This is a genomic window from Vibrio tubiashii ATCC 19109, assembly GCF_000772105.1.
GTDB lineage: Bacteria > Pseudomonadota > Gammaproteobacteria > Enterobacterales > Vibrionaceae > Vibrio > Vibrio tubiashii.
Map to the genome: position 1 here is coordinate 3,219,269 of NZ_CP009354.1, position 13,222 is coordinate 3,232,490.

12 protein-coding genes are annotated in these 13,222 nt (G+C 45.8%); 2 read left to right on the forward strand and 10 right to left on the reverse strand.

What is annotated here, in order from left to right; genetic code table 11:
• Positions 1-8: 8 nt before the first annotated feature.
• The 3 genes from polA to hemB all read right to left on the reverse strand — a co-directional run bounded on the left by polA (position 9) and on the right by hemB (position 4,980).
• Complete coding sequence (gene polA / locus IX91_RS14775) at positions 9-2,801, reverse strand: DNA polymerase I (protein WP_004745396.1); 2,793 nt, start codon at positions 2,799-2,801, stop codon at positions 9-11.
• 607 nt (positions 2,802-3,408) lie between these two features.
• Positions 3,409-3,864 carry a GNAT family N-acetyltransferase gene (locus tag IX91_RS14780; protein WP_004745394.1) on the reverse strand — a complete coding sequence of 152 codons (456 nt, stop codon included), beginning with the start codon at positions 3,862-3,864 and terminating at the stop codon, positions 3,409-3,411.
• 72 nt (positions 3,865-3,936) lie between these two features.
• Positions 3,937-4,980: a porphobilinogen synthase gene (gene hemB, locus IX91_RS14785; protein WP_004745392.1), complete on the reverse strand. Its 1,044-nt coding sequence runs from the start codon at positions 4,978-4,980 to the stop codon at positions 3,937-3,939.
• A 147-nt stretch (positions 4,981-5,127) separates the two neighbouring features.
• Here hemB and IX91_RS14790 point away from each other — a divergent pair, with 147 nt between their 5' ends.
• A complete protein-coding gene (locus IX91_RS14790) occupies positions 5,128-5,889 on the forward strand; it encodes a TatD family hydrolase (RefSeq protein ID WP_004745391.1) in 762 nt (253 codons plus the stop codon).
• A gap of 78 nt (positions 5,890-5,967) precedes the next feature.
• On the opposite strand, the gene tatC is transcribed toward IX91_RS14790, so the two are convergent.
• The 7 genes from tatC to rmuC form a co-directional block, all read right to left on the reverse strand.
• Complete coding sequence (gene tatC / locus IX91_RS14795; protein ID WP_004745389.1) at positions 5,968-6,717, reverse strand: twin-arginine translocase subunit TatC; 750 nt, start codon at positions 6,715-6,717, stop codon at positions 5,968-5,970.
• 64 nt (positions 6,718-6,781) lie between these two features.
• Positions 6,782-7,210 (reverse strand): Sec-independent protein translocase protein TatB, encoded by a 429-nt coding sequence (tatB, locus tag IX91_RS14800; RefSeq protein WP_004745388.1) that lies wholly within the window; start codon positions 7,208-7,210, stop codon positions 6,782-6,784.
• A gap of 3 nt (positions 7,211-7,213) precedes the next feature.
• Positions 7,214-7,456 carry a Sec-independent protein translocase subunit TatA gene (gene tatA, locus IX91_RS14805; RefSeq protein ID WP_004745386.1) on the reverse strand — a complete coding sequence of 81 codons (243 nt, stop codon included), beginning with the start codon at positions 7,454-7,456 and terminating at the stop codon, positions 7,214-7,216.
• Positions 7,457-7,506: 50 nt separating this feature from the next.
• Positions 7,507-9,141 carry a ubiquinone biosynthesis regulatory protein kinase UbiB gene (ubiB, locus tag IX91_RS14810; protein WP_004745385.1) on the reverse strand — a complete coding sequence of 545 codons (1,635 nt, stop codon included), beginning with the start codon at positions 9,139-9,141 and terminating at the stop codon, positions 7,507-7,509.
• Positions 9,138-9,743, reverse strand: coding sequence for a ubiquinone biosynthesis accessory factor UbiJ (locus tag IX91_RS14815; RefSeq protein ID WP_004745383.1), 606 nt, complete (start codon positions 9,741-9,743; stop codon positions 9,138-9,140). The genes ubiB and IX91_RS14815 overlap by 4 nt, the downstream gene beginning before the upstream one ends.
• 11 nt (positions 9,744-9,754) lie before the next feature.
• The gene (gene ubiE, locus IX91_RS14820) at positions 9,755-10,537 is read right to left on the reverse strand and encodes a bifunctional demethylmenaquinone methyltransferase/2-methoxy-6-polyprenyl-1,4-benzoquinol methylase UbiE (RefSeq protein ID WP_004745381.1); all 783 of its coding nucleotides are present in this window, start codon (positions 10,535-10,537) and stop codon (positions 9,755-9,757) included.
• Positions 10,538-10,593: 56 nt separating this feature from the next.
• On the reverse strand, positions 10,594-12,144 hold the full coding sequence (rmuC, locus tag IX91_RS14825; RefSeq protein WP_004745379.1) for a DNA recombination protein RmuC: 1,551 nt from the start codon (positions 12,142-12,144) through the stop codon (positions 10,594-10,596).
• Between the two features lie 167 nt (positions 12,145-12,311).
• Here rmuC and IX91_RS14830 point away from each other — a divergent pair, with 167 nt between their 5' ends.
• Complete coding sequence (locus tag IX91_RS14830) at positions 12,312-13,217, forward strand: DMT family transporter (protein ID WP_004745377.1); 906 nt, start codon at positions 12,312-12,314, stop codon at positions 13,215-13,217.
• The last annotated feature ends 5 nt before the right edge of the window (positions 13,218-13,222 follow it).

Below are 13,222 nucleotides of genomic sequence, written 5' to 3' on the forward strand. Positions count from 1 at the left end.
TTTTTTGCCTAGTGCGCCTGATCCCAGTTATCTCCATGCCCTGCCTCAGCAACAAGAGGGACATTTAGCCGTGCTGCGGATTCCATCAATTGTTGTACTTTACTTTCAATTTCGGCTAAAGCTGACTCTTGAACTTCAAATACCAATTCATCGTGAACCTGCATAAGCAGTTTCACTCGCCCGTCACCTTCAGTTTGAATCCACTCGTCGACTAACAGCATCGCCTTCTTGATAATGTCAGCTGCCGTACCTTGCATTGGCGCATTGATCGCTGCTCGTTCAGCCGCTTTACGACGCATACCGTTACGTGACTTAATTTCAGGAAGGTGTAAACGACGACCAAAGATAGTTTCAACATAGCCCAGCTCTGCTGCTGCACTGCGTGTATCTTCCATATACTGCATCACACCAGGGTAACGCTCGAAGTACTTGTTCATGTAGTCTTGCGCTTCGCCACGAGGAATACCTAGCTGCTTAGCCAAACCAAAAGCACTCATACCATAGATAAGACCGAAGTTAACTGCCTTCGCACGGCGGCGCTGCTCTGTGCTCACTTGGTCAATGGTCGTACCCATAATTTCTGCGGCGGTCGCAGAGTGGATATCTTTACCTTGCTGGAAAGCATCCAACAGGGCTTTATCACCAGATAAATGCGCCATAATACGCAGTTCAATCTGCGAGTAATCGACAGCCATAATTTTATAGCCATGTGGCGCGATGAATGCCTGTCGGATACGTCGACCTTCATCATTGCGAATTGGAATATTCTGTAAGTTAGGATCGGTTGAAGAAAGGCGCCCAGTCGCGGTTACCGCTTGATGATACGAAGTATGCACACGCCCAGTTTCTGGGTTAATCATCTTAGGTAGTTTATCTGTGTAGGTAGACTTAAGTTTAGCTAGACCACGGTATTCAAGGATCAGCTTAGGTAATGGGTAATCCAACGCCAGCTCTTGCAACACTTCTTCGTTAGTCGAAGGCGTACCTGAAGGTGTCTTCTTGATTACTGGTAGACCCATCTTTTCAAACAGAATAGCTTGAAGCTGCTTTGGCGAATTCATGTTGAATTCTTGCTCTGCAATTTCAAACGCTTTCTGCTCTAACTCATCCAGACGTTGGGCAATCTCTTGAGACTGTGCAGACAGCTTCATGTCATCGATTAGAACACCAGTACGTTCGATACGAGAAAGCACAGGCACTAAAGGAACCTCGATATCTTGGTAGATACCTTTCAGCTTTTCATCCTGCTCAATATTGCTCATTAAGCGGTTATGAAGACGTAGCGTAATATCGGCATCTTCTGCCGCGTAAGGTGACGCTTCATCAAGGTCAATTTGATTGAAGGTTAGCTGGTTCTTGCCTTTACCTGCAATCTGTTCGAATGAAATACAGCTGTGCTGAAGGAAACGCAGCGCCAAGCTGTCCATATCATGTTTACCACCCACGCTGTTATAGACGTAAGAGGCCAACATGGTGTCATGCTTAATACCTTTCATCTCAATGCCGTAACGCGCTAACACGCTCGCATCGTACTTAAGGTTTTGACCTACCTTCGCTTGAGCATCATCTTCTAAAATAGGTTTTAGTTGCGCCAACACCCAATCGCGCTCTAGCTGCGCGGGGGCATCTAGGTAATCGTGGGCAACAGGAACATAGGCTGCAATACCTTCTTCGGTTGCAAACGAGAGGCCAACAAGGTTTGCAACCATGTAATCCAAGCTATCGGTTTCAGTATCAAAGGAGAATACCTCAGCAGATTTTAGCTTCTCTAGCCAAGCATTGAATGAAGACTCATCTAGGATGGTTTCATACTGACTACGGTCGATAGTCACTGCCGATGTGTCGATATCTGCCGCAGCACTGGCAGATGCATTGCTCTGGTTGCCCGACTTCTCATCAGCCTCAACCACACCAGTACCACCATCAAGAAGTTCGTTTAGCCACGATTTAAACACCAACTGACCATACAGTTTGATCAGCTCATCTTTGTTAGGCTCATTTTTAAGCAGAGATTCAGGCGTCTCTTCTAACTCAACATCTAGCTTGATCGTCGCAAGTTCATACGACAGACGTGCATTTTCTTCGTTGTCGAGTAGCTTTTTCGCCATGGTTTTCGAACCGCGGAAACCTAGTGGAGCAATGTCGTCGAGGTTGTCATACAGTTTGTTAATACCGCCAATACCTTGTAGCAGAGCCGTTGCGGTTTTATCACCAACACCCGGTACACCAGGAATGTTATCGACCTTATCGCCCATTAATGCGAGGTAATCAATAATCAGCTCTGGTGGGATACCAAACTTCTCAACCACACCTTCACGATCCATCACCACATTGGTCATGGTGTTGATCAAGGTAACATTGTCATCCACCAGCTGAGCCATATCTTTATCACCGGTACTGATTAACACAGGCATACCCGCTTGGGATGCTTGGTAAGCGAGCGTACCAATCACATCATCGGCTTCTACACCCGGAGTACAGATCAATGGCAAACCCATAGCGCGAATTACATTGTGCAAAGGCTCGATCTGACAACGCAGATCATCGGGCATTGGAGGACGATTAGCTTTGTACTCTGGGTACATATCATCACGGAAGGTTTTTCCTTTTGCATCAAAGACAACCGCGATACGATCTGAAGAGAACTGACGCATCATGCTACGCAGCATGTTGACCACACCATAAACGGCATTAGTTGGGATTTCGCCATTACTCATCGTTTCTGGATAAGCGTGGAATGCGCGGTATAAATAAGAAGAACCGTCAATCAAAATCAACGGATTATCAGGAATGTTGGCCATAGTCTTTACGTATCCAAAGAAAATGCAAAAAAGATCTGCTTAGGATGCCATGACTGGTTCAGCGAATCCATTTTAACTCTTTGAACTCTACTCACACATTTGGTTATTCCTTTATCACCCCACCCACTCTTCTGTGGATAACTCTGTTTATATTATTTACCCACAGGATATAAAACAGTGCACAAAAAACTCAAAATAGACCACAAGCCTTTGTAAATAATAAATAAATTATCCGATCGATCGTTTAAAGATCGATCCTGAAATGATCTTGCGTTGTGGAAAAGACTACTGGTGTCCTTTTGTTCGGAGCGAAATAGCAGGCATAAAAAAAGCGACATCTTTCGATGTCGCCTAGCAAAAAGGGGTCAAAGCAATTCAGGTGAATGAGGTGCTTTGCCATAAAGCTATAAATTACACTGGAAGCAATGTGAGCAATGTCGTGTCAAAAAGAACTCGTGCAAGTTCGATTAAGTTCAGTGTCATCACCGTCTCCAATTGTGAATCTGGTAACTCAACGTCCTTGTGAACTTCTCTCATTCCCTAAGACGAGATAAATAATAACCATTCTCATTTAATGCGTCAACACCTAAATGAGAAAAAATCTCATTTAATTTTTATGACACTCGCCTAACTGCTTTACAAAGTGAATTCGGCTCTCTAATAACGGCTCTTTTAGTTCATAATTTTCAATAAGATAGCCATTTTTAATCAGCAGTCTGAGCATGGCAGGAAATTGATTACGTGATTTCACTTTAAGCTGTTTATAGCCCTGTTCTGTTACCCATTGCTCCTGAATATCTAATAATTTTTGCGCCACCCCTTTGTTTCTCGCTAAAGAAGACACGCCACCAAACCAGCTATAGAAAGTCATTTCGTCGATCTGGTAGCCAATCTTGAACCCTAAGATATCGTCACCTTGTTGCGCTACCTGGATCAAAGAGCGCTTCTTCCCTTCTAAACGTGCAGACAAACTCTCGACACTTTCTTTATGGGCAAACTCCGCGATCTGCTCAACGACTTGAACACACTCTTCTAGCGTTCCTAAACGATAAATAATACTCATCGATATTCTCCAAAACTAAAAAAGGCTGACAAACGCCAGCCTTTGGTATTCTTTATTTAGCTTGCGCTATGCTTAGTCTTCTTTTAAGAACGTCGCTGCTTGCGCATTTTCTTCCGCTAACCACTCTGCGACGTCTTTAGCAAAATAAGTCAGGATACCGTCCGCTCCTGCACGCTTAAAGCACAGTAGCGATTCCATCACGGTATCACGCTCTTTTAACCAACCATTGGCAAATGCCGCTTTGTGCATCGCGTACTCACCAGAGACTTGATAAGCAAAGGTTGGTACTTCAAGTTCCGACTTAACGCGGCGAACAATATCAAGGTAAGGCATACCAGGCTTAACCATGACCATGTCAGCGCCTTCATTCACATCCATCGCCACTTCATGAATCGCTTCATCGCTATTAGCAGGATCCATCTGGTAGTTTTTCTTATTACCACCTTTAAGGTTGCTTGCACTACCGACCGCATCACGGAAAGGCCCATAGTAACAAGAGGCGTATTTGGCAGAGTAAGCCATGATCTGGGTATTGATGTGACCCGCTTGCTCAAGCGCTTTACGAATCTCACCAATACGTCCATCCATCATGTCTGAAGGGGCAACAACATCAGCGCCAGCTTCCGCATGAGACAGAGCCTGTTTAACCAAGACTTTGGTTGTCTCATCGTTTAGCACGTAACCTTCTTCATCAATGATGCCGTCTTGGCCATGAGTCGTGAATGGGTCAAGCGCAACATCAGTGATCACACCGATTTCTGGCACATGCTCTTTCAGAGAACGAACCGCACGCTGAACCAAACCTTCAGGGTTGTAGGCTTCAGCAGCACATAGGCTTTTTGCATCTTGGTTGACCACAGGGAATAGAGCGATCGCAGGAACACCTAGCTGAGCTAAGTACTGCGCCTCTTCTAGCATTAGATCAATCGACAAACGTTCGATACCCGGCATTGACTCCACGGTTTCGCGGCGATCTTTACCCATAAGAATAAACATTGGATAAATCAGATCGTTAACAGACAATTGGTTTTCAGCCATCAAGCGGCGGCTAAAGTCATGCTTGCGCAGGCGGCGCATACGACGGCCAGGGAATTGACCTTGAATCGAAACTGACACTCTATTCTCCTTGTGTGGTGAAAGTGCTTGAATTGCATAATATCACTCCAAGCCGACGACGCCAGAGAGAGTCGAGAAAAATGCAAAAAATGACCAAATGCTCACACTGCCGTATACTCTCAGCTCGGATAGAGAGTGAGATAAGCAATGATTGATACCCACGCACATATTTATGCCACTGAATTTGATTCTGATCGCGACCAAGTCGTCCAGCGTGCGTTGGCACAAGGCATTGATAAGATATTACTGCCAAACATTGATTTAGAATCGATTGAGCCGATGTTGCGCACCGAGGCTGAGTATCCAGACGTTTGCCGCTCGATGATGGGACTACACCCATGTTACGTCGACGCCAATGTTAAACAGAGCCTAGACATCATTCATTCTTGGTTTGATAAGCACAACTTCATCGCCGTAGGTGAAATTGGTATCGATCTGTACTGGGATAAAACCTTCAAAGCCGAGCAGGAGATGGCGTTTATTACTCAGCTCAATTGGGCAAAAGAGATGAAACTGCCAGTGGTCATTCACACACGAGACTCTATAGAAGAGACCCTCACACTACTTCGCCAAGAACAAGATGGTTCATTAAGCGGAGTATTCCACTGTTTTGGTGGCAGTGTTGAAGAAGCCCAAGCGATCAATGATCTCGGCTTTCATCTTGGGCTTGGTGGCGTTTCGACGTTTAAAAATGGTGGCATGGATAAAGTAATTCCGCATCTAGATATGGATTACGTTATCTTAGAAACTGACTGCCCTTATCTCGCTCCGGTTCCTCATCGTGGCAAACGCAATGAACCTGCGTATACCTCACTTGTTGCTCAGCGCGTCGCTGACCTAAGAGAAATAAGCATCGAACAAGTGGATGACCTCACCACTGACAATGCCAAAACGCTGTTTAGTCTTTAGTTCTCCAGCTCTCCATAAACAAAACGGGGTTGATAGCTAGCTATCAACCCCGTTGCTCTATATGGCTTAGTGGAAACTCTACTCTTCCACCTGTTCCTCACTATCCCCTTTACGCACATAAAAGCGCGCAAAGAACAAACCAACCTCAAACAGTAGGCACATAGGAATTGCCAATAGCGTTTGCGAGATCATATCTGGCGGTGTCAGCATCATCCCGACCACAAACGCACCAACAATAATATACGGGCGCTTCTGACTTAAGCTCTTAGGATCAGTGGCACCAGTCCAACATAGCAAGATGATGGCCACTGGCACTTCAAAGGCAATACCAAAGGCTAAGAACAACGCGAGAACAAAATCGAGGTAGCTCGATATGTCCGTGGCGAACTCTACTCCACCCAGTGAAATGGCGGTAAAGAAGCCAAACACCAGTGGAAACACCACAAAATACGCAAACGCGACACCGCAATAGAACAGCAGTGAGCTAGAGAACATTAGTGGCATGATTAAACGGCGTTCATGTTTATATAAGCCAGGTGCGACAAATGCCCATACCTGATAGAGAATAAACGGAACGGCGATAAAGATAGACGCAATCAAGGTCAACTTTAACGGGGTAAAGAAGGGTGATGCCACATCAGTAGCAATCATGGTTGCCCCTTCAGGTAGACGCTCTACCAAAGGTGCAGAGACAAACTCATAGATGTCATTGGCAAAATAGATCAGCCCGATGAAAACCACCAATACCGCTACAATTGCACGTAACAGGCGATTTCTCAGCTCTAGTAAATGGCTGATCAAAGGTTGTGTCTGCTCAACAGAAGACATGGAAACCTCTACTCATAAAGATCGAAAAGGAGCTACTCCATAGCAGCTCCTCCTATATGCGAGACTATTCGGCTTTTTTATCTGCCTGCGGCGCTGATTGAGTGTTTAGACTCTCAACCACCCCTACTGAGTCATTGGCGTTCTGAGCAGGCTCAACTTCGTTGGCCGCTTCAGCACTGTTCGTCGCTGATTCGCTTTTGCTCGCGTATGGGCGTTGAACATCTTGCGCAGCTTGCTTTAATTGCTCCACCGAAGATTTGAGCTCTGGAGATAAATCTTCCATGCCCATCTTCTCGGCTTTGCGCAAGTTTTCTTGTAGCTCTTGAACCTTAAGCTCATGTGAAAGTTCATCTTTCACACTGTTTGCCATGTTTTTCGCCGCACCAACAAACTTGGAAACACTACGAATGGCATGAGGCAAACGCTCCGGACCAAGAACCACCAGCCCAACGACAGATATTAATACCAGTTCCCAAAAACCGATATCAAACACGATCTACGCCTGCTCTTTGTCTTTCTTAGTTTCAGCAGTTGCGTCTGTTTTCTGCTGCTCTAAATTCTTAGGTTCGAAGTCTGCGTCTTTCTTATCTTTGTCCGACTCATCTTCGCTCATTGCTTTCTTGAAGCCTTTTACTGCTCCACCTAGATCGCCACCGATACCACGTAGCTTCTTAGTACCAAACAGTAGAACGACGATGACAGCAATAATCAGAAGTTGCCAAATACTAATACCACCCATTCTTTTTACCTCGGGTCTTATTAAACAAATTTATTTCAAGAGTTTAACGTCTATTGACGGTAAGCTCGCCAACTAAGCAACCAAAATGTGACCCCACCTAGGGCACTGGCCAGTGAAAGTTGCTCATAAGTGCTGTTGACCAATATTGCCGAGCATACGACTAATGTGGCTCCAACACCAAATAAAAATTTACCTGTCGCCTGCTGACGCTTGCTTGAGCGATAACCTTGGTAAAGCTGATCCATACGCTGGTTCATCATTTTACCCTGGCGCAAACTATCGTAGAGAAGCTCTGGCAACTCGGGTAGTTTCTCGGCCCAAAACGGCGCACGATCTTTAACCGCATTAATTACCGCTTGTGGACCAACTTGGTTCATCATCCACTCTTCTAAGAATGGCTTAGCTGTCTCCCACAAATCAAGTTGCGGGTAGAGCTGGCGGCCCAAACCTTCAACATAAAGCAGTGTCTTTTGCAGCAATACGAGCTGCGGCTGTACTTCCATATTGAAGCGGCGCGCTGTGTTAAACAGGTTTAGCAAAACATGACCAAACGAAATTTCACACAACGGCTTAGCAAATATCGGTTCGCACACAATACGTATTGCGAATTCAAACTCATCAATGTTGGTTTCACGTGGAACCCAACCTGACTCAACATGCAATTCCGCCACACGTCGGTAGTCTCGATTAAAGAAAGCTAAAAAGTTTTCCGCCAGATAGCGTTTATCTTCACTATTTAACGTCCCAACGATTCCACAGTCTAAACCTATCCAACGCGGGTTTTCTGGATGCTCCGGCTCAACAAACACATTGCCCGGATGCATATCCGCGTGGAAGAAGCTGTCTCGAAATACCTGGGTAAAGAACACGCTCACGCCGCGCTCCGCCAACAGCTTCATATTAGTGCCGTTAGCCTTCAACCCTTCAATATCAGAAACTTGGATGCCGTATATTCGCTCAGAAACCATGACAGTTTCATTACTGAAGTCGGTAATAACTTCAGGAACGTATAATTCTTCACTTCCTTCGAAGTTACGTCTTAGCTGAATCGCGTTGGCCGCTTCTCGGCGCAAGTCCAATTCATCAAGCAAGGTCTTCTCATATTCGCGCACCACTTCGACAGGTTTCAAACGACGTGCTTCAGGAAGTGCTTTGGCGACTATACGCGCCATTCGGTACATCAGTTTTAGATCTGCATCAATGACCGGGCGAATATCTGGTCGAATAACCTTCAATACCACTTCTTGGTTAGTCGATTTCAGCTTGGCGGTATGCACCTGAGCGATCGAAGCAGACGCAAGCGGTTCAATCGCGAAATCATCAAACCATGTATCTAGTGAACCACCGAGTGCTTGTTCGATTTGCTGCTTGGCAAGCTGACCATCAAATGGGGAAACCTGATCTTGAAGCAAGGCTAGTGGATCAGCAATTTGCGGCGGGAAAAGATCTCGACGAGTCGACATCATCTGACCAAACTTAATCCATACAGGGCCAAGCTCTTGCAGTGCTAAACGCAGCCTGTCACCGAGCGGCTTCTCTGGATGTTTGTTCTTAATCCAAAACAGGCTTTTTCTTGCTAACAGTGGCGCTTTGGTCAACTGGTGTGTTGGCAGTAGCTCATCCAAGCCATACTCTAGCTGAACACGGATGATCTGGTATAAACGACGCATCTCTGTCGGGGTCATGCGCGCTCCAACAGTTGGTTCAATTTAGCCTCGATACGTGACGCTTGGCTTTTCACTTCATCCACTTGGTCACAAAAGTGCGCCACCTCTAGCGGTGCTGGCGCAATTTTCCACTCTTCTGTTAGAACTTGAGCAAGGTGATCTTGATGCTTTGCCGCTTGCGATTTGAAGAATTGACCGACATTGGCAGCACCCTGAACCACAGTATGCGCGACAACGTCTCCAGTCACGCGTGACAACCACTCTTCAATATCGGGTTTGCAGTCCGTCATCAGCTGAGAAAACTTCTGCGCCAACTGAATATCACCTTCTAAGACCAACTTATCTTGCTTGATCAGCTTAGTAATATTGGCCTGCTCACGCAGCTCTGGCAGAACCGAGAGGTTCAAGGATAAGTAGCAATCCGGCTCACCTTCATAATTCGCCAACACATCAATTTGCTGACTAAAGATAAAGGTCAAAGTCTTGTTCAGCTCTTTAAGGTGAACTTGAATCACTTGCCCTTTTAGGCGAGCAAGACGACGACCCAGCTCAGGGTCATCGTTAATAAGCGTATTGAGTGACGTTTCAATCACTGCAGTAACAAGAGGCTCAAATGGCATAACAACCGACCTTAGAACTTATAACCACGGTGAAGGGCAACGATACCACCCGTCAGGTTGTAGTAACTGGTTTGATCAAAACCAGCTTCATTCATCATGCCTTTCAGTGTCTCTTGATCTGGGTGCATACGAATAGACTCCGCTAGGTAACGGTAGCTTTCAGCATCATTAGCCACTAACTCGCCCATCTTAGGCAGTAAATGGAATGAATAAGTATCATAAATCTTTGAGAGCGGCTCTAAGATCGGCTTAGAGAACTCTAGAACTAGTAGACGTCCACCCGGCTTGAGCACACGGTACATAGAGCGTAGTGCTTTATCTTTATCCGTTACGTTACGTAGACAGAAGCTAATCGTAATCGCATCAAAATAGTCGTCAGGAAACGGCAACTCTTCGGCATTCGCCTGCACGTAATGGACATTACCGACAATACCATTGTCACGTAACTTATCTCGGCCAACGTTAAGCATAGAGTTATTGATATCGGCCAGTACCACATGACCTTTTTCGCCAACAATTCGCGAGAATTTTGCGGTTAGGTCACCCGTACCACCACCAAGATCAAGCACGCGCTGACCAGGACGAACACCACTGCAGTCGATAGTAAAACGCTTCCATAGGCGATGAATACCACCCGACATTAAGTCATTCATAATGTCGTACTTCGCTGCTACTGAGTGGAAGACCTGAGCAACTTTAGCCACTTTCTCTTCTTTGGCTACGGTACTGAAACCAAAGTGCGTGGTTTCATTTGTTTCTAAAGCTGTGTTCGATTGCACGCTTGTATCCGTCATGATGATTCCTCTTCGAGCAGCGCATTGAATTAATACGACCTAAGCACTGCGGGCGATTAGTTTACTTTATCCTCATCCGGATGTCTTTGTACGAAAGAGTCATTTTTATCCAAGGCAGCATTTTCTGTGAAATGGTCATGCTGAGCAAGTTGCGCCAAATCATTGGAAATTGGTTTTTTCACTTCAACGCCCAGTTGTTTGAAGCTTTCCGCTTGGCGAATCACATTCCCGCGCCCAGTCGCGAGCTTGTTCATTGCCCCTTGGTAATTTTGGTTGGCTTTATCTAATGCGCCGCCAAGACTCTCCATATCATCCACAAACAGGCGCAGTTTGTCGTAAAGTTTGCTGGCACGCTCGGCAATAACCTGCGCATTCTGGTTTTGCCGCTCGTTACGCCACAAGTTATCGATCGTACGTAGCGCGACAAGTAAGGTGGTTGGGCTCACCAAGATGATGTTTTGCTCCATCGCATCTTTGACCAGACTAGGGTCTGCTTGAATAGCGACCTGAAATGCAGGCTCTACAGGAATAAACATCAGTACATAGTCTAAGCTCTGAATGCCTTTTAACTGATGATAGTCTTTTTGAGACAGCCCTTTTATATGTGCTCGTAATGCAAGTAAGTGGTCACTTAGTGCCCGCACTCGCTCGTTATCAGTTTCAGCATTAAAGTACCTTTCGTAGGCCACCAAGGCCATTTTCGAGTCCACCACCACTTGTTTATCTTGCGGTAAGTGAACGATGACATCGGGCTGATAGCGTTTACCCGCTTCATTTTGCAAACTGACTTGGGTTTGATATTCATGCCCTTCACGTAAGCCAGACTCAGCGAGTACGCGCGCGAGTACCACTTCGCCCCAGTTGCCCTGCTGCTTGTTATCACCTTTTAGCGCTTGAGTCAGGTTAAGCGCTTCTTTGGTCATCTGCTCATTTAATCTTTGGAGGTTTTTTAGCTCATGAACTAAGGTGTGACGCTCTTTGGCTTCTTGATTAAAACTGTCGTTCACTTGCTTCTTGAACCCTTCCAGTTGCTCTTTTAGAGGAGAAAGCAAACCATCCAAGCTCTGGCGGTTTTGCTGATCCACTTTGGCCGTTTTGGCTTCAAATAGCTGGTTGGCAAGCTGTTCAAATTGCTGCTTGAGGCGTTCTTCTGCCTGCTCTAACAGTTGGAGCTTTTCTTGGCTGGCTTTGTTTTGTTGTTCATGTCGCGCTTCTTGCTCACGTAACTGTGCCTCTAGCTGCGATTTTTGCTCACGAATTTGGTTGAGGTCATCGGCATACTGTTGACGTTCCTGCTTCACTGCCTCGAAATAGCGCAGCTTCTCTAGCACTGCCATTAACTTACCGTGAGACTGTTTTAACTCGTAGGCTGACTTGTCACGTTCACTATCTAGCTCGTCGAGTTCTCGCTGTGCCTCACCGAGTTCTTTTTCTAGCTGCACAATCTGGCTACTGGCAAGGTGCTGATTCGATTCTAATTGTTGTTCAAGAAGCTGATTGTCAAAGCGCATTTTCTGTTTGACCCACCAGCCGACAACCACGCCACTTGCGACGGCACCGGATAGGCCACTGATCAACATAGCTTGATGCTCAAGAATCCATTGCATAATAAAGATTTAACTGTTCAGAATGAGATACTTTCAATGGTATTTTACCACTGGATAAATGTCCAGTTTGTCGGCTAGATATCGAACAGCTAGACTAGGCGCTCACTACCCTGTCCCATACTTGTCGCCAGTGAATCTTAACTGGTTGGTTTTATTGAAGGAACATCATGAACGAGCGCCGTGCTTTAGGCTTAGGTTTATCAGCAGTACTACTCTGGTCAACGGTTGCCACCGCATTCAAACTCACCTTAGCTGAGTTTTCTCCGATCCAAATGCTAACTGTCGCCAGTATCGTTTCCGCGCTAGCACTAATGGCGATTTGTGCCGTGCAAGGTAAGCTGAAAACACTACCGAGCACGTTTCTCTCCAATCCTTGGTATTACCTACTGTTAGGTCTAATAAACCCACTCGCTTACTACATCATATTGTTTAAAGCTTATGAGTTACTTCCTGCCTCACAAGCACAAGCGATCAATTACAGTTGGGCGATTACACTTACTCTGATGGCGGCGGTATTTTTAGGTCAGAAAATCCGTAAGCAAGACTGGATCGCTTGTACCTTCAGCTACTTGGGGGTAATTGTTATTGCCACTCAGGGTGATGTGCTTGGCTTAAACTTTGAAAGTCCACTCGGGGTTGGTCTGGCACTGTTTTCTACCCTACTTTGGGCAAGTTACTGGATTTTAAATACCAAGAACAAGGCAGATCCGATTGTTGGGGTTTTACTCGGCTTTCTGGTTGCGATTCCATTCGCAATTGGTTTAACGCTGTATGAAGGGCTGAGCTTTAGCCATATATCAACACAAGGATGGCTAGCCGTCAGCTATGTCGGCCTGTTTGAGATGGGGATTACTTTTGTTCTGTGGCTGAGTGCACTTAAATTAACTCAAAACACATCGCGTTTGAGTAACCTTATCTTTGCTTCCCCTTTTATCTCGCTGATGTTGCTAGCAACGATAATTGGCGAACAAATTCACCCATCGACTTTGGTCGGCTTGGTACTGATCATTACTGGCTTAGTGATCCAGCAGATCAAATTTGGCAAAAAAGATCACGCCAAACAGCCGGTATAACAACA